The sequence below is a fragment of the Streptomyces torulosus genome, assembly GCF_001419765.1.
In the GTDB taxonomy this organism is placed as follows: domain Bacteria; phylum Actinomycetota; class Actinomycetes; order Streptomycetales; family Streptomycetaceae; genus Streptomyces; species Streptomyces torulosus.
Genome location: NZ_LIRK01000875.1, coordinates 1 through 4,407 on the forward strand (window position 1 = coordinate 1; position 4,407 = coordinate 4,407).

Genomic DNA, 4,407 nt, shown 5'->3' on the forward strand with positions numbered 1-4,407 from the left:
CGGTCGCTACCCGCCCCTCAGTCGTCCCCCGCCGTCGCTAACCCTCCACCACGTCGGCCACCACGCAGCTGACGTTGTCCGGTCCGCCCGCCCCGTTCGCCTCGGCGACGAGGGTGTCCACGGCTGCCGCAGGGGTCCCGGACGAGGTGAGGATCCGTCGGATGTCCGGGTCGGGGACGACCGTGGAGAGGCCGTCGGAGCAGAGGAGGTAGCGGTCGCCGGGGTGCGCGTCCCGCAGCCGCACATCCGGGGCGGAGGTGTTCTCGCGGCCCGTCAACGCCCGAAGCAGCAGCGCGGGTTGGGGATGGGTCCTCGCCTCCTCGGGGGTCAGCCGGCCCTCGTCGACCAGGGACTGGACGACGGTGTGGTCATGGGTGATCCGGAACAGTTCGCCGCCGCGGAGGAGATACGCGCGGGAGTCGCCGATGTGGACGAGGGCGAGCCGGGAGCCGGTCCACAGCAGCGCGGTCAGGGTGGTGCCGTCGTCCTCGGTCGCCGCGCTCTCCCGTACGGCGTCCGTGGCGTTCCGCACGGCCTCCTCCAGCACGTTCAGCACGTCGCCCGCCGGAAGAGGCTCGCGCTCCAGGGGCTTCAGCGCCTCCACGGCTGCCGTGCTCACGGGGGCCCCGCCAGGGCCGAAGCCGTCGGCCACGGCGAGGAGACGGGCACCGGCGTACGCGGTGTCCTGGTTGGCGGCGCGCACGCGTCCGGTGTCGGAGAGAGCGGCGTAACGGAGTTCCAGCATGGTGGTGTTCCTTCCCGGTGTGTCGGTGAGGTGGTCCACGAGGAACGCCGCCAGCTCGCGCCGGGCGGTCGTGTCGGCCTCGACCCCGGCCCAGTACGCCCGGATCTCCCGGGTCGCGGGGCCGGGCGGCAGTGCGCACACCGTACGGATACGGGCGAGCGGCATGCCCAGGCGGCGCAGCCACGCCACCAGCCGGGCCTGCTCCAACTGCCCGGTGGCGTAGTAGCGGTAGCCGGTGTCCGGGTCGACCCGGGCGGGGCGCAGGAGGTCCAACTCGTCGTAGAGCCGCAGTGCCTTGGGCGACAGCCGGCACGCCTTCGCGAACGCGCCGATCGTCAGCATGGCTCCTGGTTCGGCCACAACTCCCCCTTTGTGCACGCCGGTTCACCTTGCCCCGACTGTTCCTCGTTCCGCTCTCGATGCTGGGGCTTCACCGAAGGTGAAGGTCAAGCGCGGGTTCGGAACTATGCCGATCATCCGTTATCGTTTCGTGATCGAATGGGTCTCATCCGATCACAACCTGATCACACTCTGAAGGAACATGACCGAGCGCAGAGCAACGCCTTCCCCTGACCGTCGCCGCCGGAGCGGCTCCGCGGAGCCCGCCGGGCGTCGGGCCAAGGGCGGCGGGCGTCGCCGCAAGGCACCCGCACGTCTTGGCCGGGGCCGCGAACCCGGTGACACCGAGGACGGCGTCGAGACGGAGAGGGAGCGGGAGAACGACGCCCGCGCGGGCAACGGCGGTGAGGTCAACAGCCGTGTGGGCCGGGGCCGTCGGGCCCGCCATGGTCGCCGCGGGAAGGGGCGGTCCGGTGCGGGGCGTCCGGGGCGCGGGCGGCTGTGGGGCGGGCTGGGAGCGATCACCGTCCTCGGCGCCGCCGGGTTCGCGGCCGTGGGCTGGGCGCCCGCCGACCGGGACGAGTCCGCCGGGGCCCGGTCCGCCGTCTCCGCCGAGCCCGAACCGGAGAGGTCCCGGCGCACGTCGGGTGCGGGTGCCGGTACCGGGGCCGATGGTGAGCGCGGGCGCGTCGTCTCGCCCAGCCCGTCACCGAGCCGCTCGACGGGCGGTTCGACCGGCGGTTCGGCCGATGACTCGACCGACGAGTCGGCCGACGGTGGCTCCCGTGGCTCCGGGGCCTCGACCGGCGGTTCCTCCGGCGGTTCCGCCGGGCGCTCCGCCTCGCCGTCGCCGTCCGGGCGCGCCATCCCCGAGTCCGGGCCGGGCACCTTCACCAGGGCTCCCGGCAGTGGCCCCAAGGTGGGCGACGGCAAGGTCCTGCGCTATCGCGTCGAGGTCGAGAAGGGGCTGTCCCTGTCCGCCGCCGACGTCGCCGAGGAGGTGGAGCGCATCCTGGGCGATCCGCGCGGATGGACGGCGGACGGCGACTCCGCGTTCCAGCGGGTCTCCGGCGGCGCCACCGACTTCGTCGTGAAGGTCGCCACGCCGGGCACCGTCGACGACATCTGCGGCGCGTACGGCCTCAACACCCGTGGCGAGGTCAACTGCAACGTCGAGGACAACGTCATGGTCAACCTCAAGCGGTGGGAGCTGGCCACCCCCGTCTACGCCGACGACGTCACGGCCTACCGCGCCCTGATCATCAACCACGAGGTCGGCCACTTCCTCGGCGAGGGCCACGTCGGCTGCCCCGGCCGGGGCAAGCCCGCCCCCGCAATGATGCAGCAGATCAAGGGCATGAAGGGCTGTGTCCCCAACGTCTGGCCCTACGACGCGAAGGGGAAGCTCATCACCGGGCCCGCCGTGCCGTGACGGGTGCCCGGTCCGGCGTCCCCGGTTGTTAGCCTGCGCCGGAGAGCCGGATGCCCGAGCAGCCGTCCACGCCTGGACGGATGTACGAGCCCCCGTACACGAACGGAGTCCCCGTGGCCCGCACCGCCGCCCCCCGGATCGCCCTCGCCACCTACGACCCCGGCGCGGAGGCCAGTGCCGACCGGGATCTGCCGGTGCTGGTGGGTGCGCTGCGGGCGGCCGGTGCCGAGGCGGAGGCCGTGCACTGGGACGACCCGGACGTGGACTGGTCGGCCCACGACCTCGTCGTCATCCGGTCCACCTGGGACTACAGCTGGCGGACGGCCGAGTTCACGGCATGGGTGGAGGAGTGCGGCCGGGTCACCCGGCTCGCCAACCCGGCCGACGTCGTCCGCTGGAACACCGACAAGCGGTACCTCGGCGACCTCGCGCGGGCCGGGGTGCCTGTCGTCCCGACCGCCTATCTCGCGCCGGGCGACCCCGTGGAGCTGCCCGACGGGCACGAGTACGTCGTGAAGCCGACCTCCGGGGCCGGGGCCCGGTTCGCCGCACGGTACGGGGCCGGGGCGGAGCAGCGGGAGATCGCCGTACGGCATGTCGAGCGGATGCACGCCGAGGAACTCACCGCGATGGTGCAGCCGTTCGTGGCCAGCATCGACACCGAGGGGGAGCGGGCGCTGCAGTTCTTCGGCGGCCGGCTGCTGCACGCCAGCCGCAAGGGCGCGGTGCTGTCGCCGGGCACGGCCTACGACGCGGACAAGGTGGCCCACCCGGATCTGGAGCGCTGGACGCCCACCGAGGACGAACTCACCGTGGCCCGGCGGGCGCTGGCGGCGGTGCCGGGACAACCGGAGCTGCTGTACGCGCGGGTGGACCTCGTCACCGGGCAGGACGGGCGGCCGTGCGTCATGGAGCTGGAGCTCGTCGAGCCGAACCTGTTCCTGTGGCTGCACACGGAGTCGGTGGGACGGGTCGTCGAGGCGGTGCTCGCGGCCGCCACACGCTGACGTCGCGCCCGGCGCCGTCCTCGGACGGTTCCGGTCGCTCACCCGAACCGGCGGCAAATCCGGTTCCCCGGCGGCCCGCCCGTGCCCGGTGGCTGGTCTTCACGGTTACAACAGCCTGTACGGGAACCACAAGTGAGGGCGTGACCGGGGTCGTGGGCGGATCGGAGTCGCGGCGCACCTCCGGCTTCCCGGCGGAGCTGACGAGCTTCGTGGGGCGGCGGGACGAGGCGGCGGAAGTCAGACGGTTGCTGTCGGTGGAGAGACTGCTGACGCTGACGGGACCCGGCGGGGTGGGCAAGACCCGGCTCGCCGGACATGTCGCGGAACAGGTCGCGCGGGCCTTCCCGGACGGCGTGTGGCTCGTGCCGCTGGCCGCGCTGCGGGACGAGGCGTTCGTCCCGCACGCCGTGAACGACGCGCTCGGGGTGCGCAACGAGACCGTACGGCCGCCGCTGGACGTCCTCGTCGAGTATCTGCGCGACCGGCGGTCACTGATCGTTCTCGACAACTGCGAGCATCTGCCGCGCAGTTGCGCCACGCTCGTCGGGACCGTGCTGGCGGCCACCGAGGGCGTACGGATCCTCGCCACCAGCAGGCACCGGCTCGGGGTCGCCGGGGAGCGGCTGTTCGAGGTGCCGCCGCTGCCCGCGCCCCCGGCGGAGGACGTCGGCCCCGAGGCCGTCGAGACGTTCCCGGCGCTGCGACTGTTCGCGGACCGGGCGGCGGCCGTGGTCCCCGGCTTCACCGTCGGCGCGGCCAACCAGCGGGCCGTGGCCCGTCTGTGCCGGCGCCTCGACGGGCTGCCGCTCGCCATCGAACTCGCGGCCGTCCGGGTCCGCGCCCTCGGCGTGGACCAGCTCGTCGAACGCCTCGACGACCGCTAC

4 protein-coding genes are annotated in these 4,407 nt (G+C 73.5%); 3 read left to right on the forward strand and 1 reads right to left on the reverse strand.

The annotated features are described in order from the left end of the window. Positions 1-37 precede the first annotated feature (37 nt). Complete coding sequence (locus AOK23_RS41725) at positions 38-1,087, reverse strand: MerR family transcriptional regulator (protein WP_055717606.1); 1,050 nt, start codon at positions 1,085-1,087, stop codon at positions 38-40. 517 nt (positions 1,088-1,604) lie between these two features. Here AOK23_RS41725 and AOK23_RS41730 point away from each other — a divergent pair. From AOK23_RS41730 to AOK23_RS41740, 3 genes are all read left to right on the forward strand, one after another. Continuing rightward, a complete protein-coding gene (locus tag AOK23_RS41730) occupies positions 1,605-2,516 on the forward strand; it encodes a DUF3152 domain-containing protein (protein ID WP_055717608.1) in 912 nt (303 codons plus the stop codon). An 80-nt stretch (positions 2,517-2,596) separates the two neighbouring features. Continuing rightward, positions 2,597-3,523 (forward strand): ATP-grasp domain-containing protein, encoded by a 927-nt coding sequence (locus AOK23_RS41735; RefSeq protein WP_055717607.1) that lies wholly within the window; start codon positions 2,597-2,599, stop codon positions 3,521-3,523. A gap of 140 nt (positions 3,524-3,663) precedes the next feature. After that, the coding region (locus tag AOK23_RS41740) for an ATP-binding protein (protein WP_240496816.1) at positions 3,664-4,407 on the forward strand (744 nt) is incomplete at its 3' end.